The 722-nt window shown below is 65.0% G+C and carries 1 protein-coding gene; it reads left to right on the forward strand.

Annotation, left to right across the window (positions count from 1 at the left end; translation table 11 throughout):
* The coding region (locus EOD07_RS36440) for a methionine--tRNA ligase (RefSeq protein WP_164772961.1) at nt 1–722 on the forward strand (722 nt) is incomplete at both ends.

The following is a 722-nucleotide window of genomic DNA, read 5'->3' on the forward strand; positions in this document are numbered from 1 at the left end:
CTATTGGCCGGCCTTCCTGATGTCGGCGGGAATCCCGCTGCCGAAGCGCGTCTTCGCGCACGGCTTCCTGTTCAACCGCGGCGAGAAGATGTCGAAGTCGGTCGGCAACGTCATCGACCCGTTCACCATGGTCGAGCACTACGGCGTCGACCAGGTGCGCTATTTCTTCATGCGCGAGGTGCCGTTCGGCCAGGACGGCAATTACAGCCATGAAGCGATTGTCAACCGCACCAATGCCGACCTTGCCAACGGCCTCGGCAATCTGGCGCAGCGCTCGCTGTCGATGATCGCCAAGAATTGCGGCGGCGCGGTACCGCGGCGCGGCGAGTTGGCGGAGGCCGACACGGCGATCCTCGACCAGGCGATCGAAGCGCTGGCCGTTTCTCGCCGGGCGATGGCGGAGCAGGGAATCCATCTGGCGCTGGCGGCGATCTTCAGCGTGGTTGCGGAAGCGGACCGTTATTTCGCTTCCCAGGAGCCGTGGGCGCTGAAGAAGACCAATCCGGAGCGCATGGAAACGGTACTTTGGACGACGGCCGAGCTGGTGCGCCGGGTGACGGTGCTTTGCCAACCCTTCATTCCCGGATCGGCCGCCAAGCTGCTCGACCTGTTGGCCGTGCCGGTGGACAAGCGGGCTTTCGAGCACGTCCATGCCGACCACGCGCTGGTGCCCGGCACCGCCTTGCCTGCACCGGAAGGCGTGTTTCCGCGTTATGTCGAGC

It is taken from the genome of Mesorhizobium sp. M2C.T.Ca.TU.002.02.1.1, from assembly GCF_003997225.1.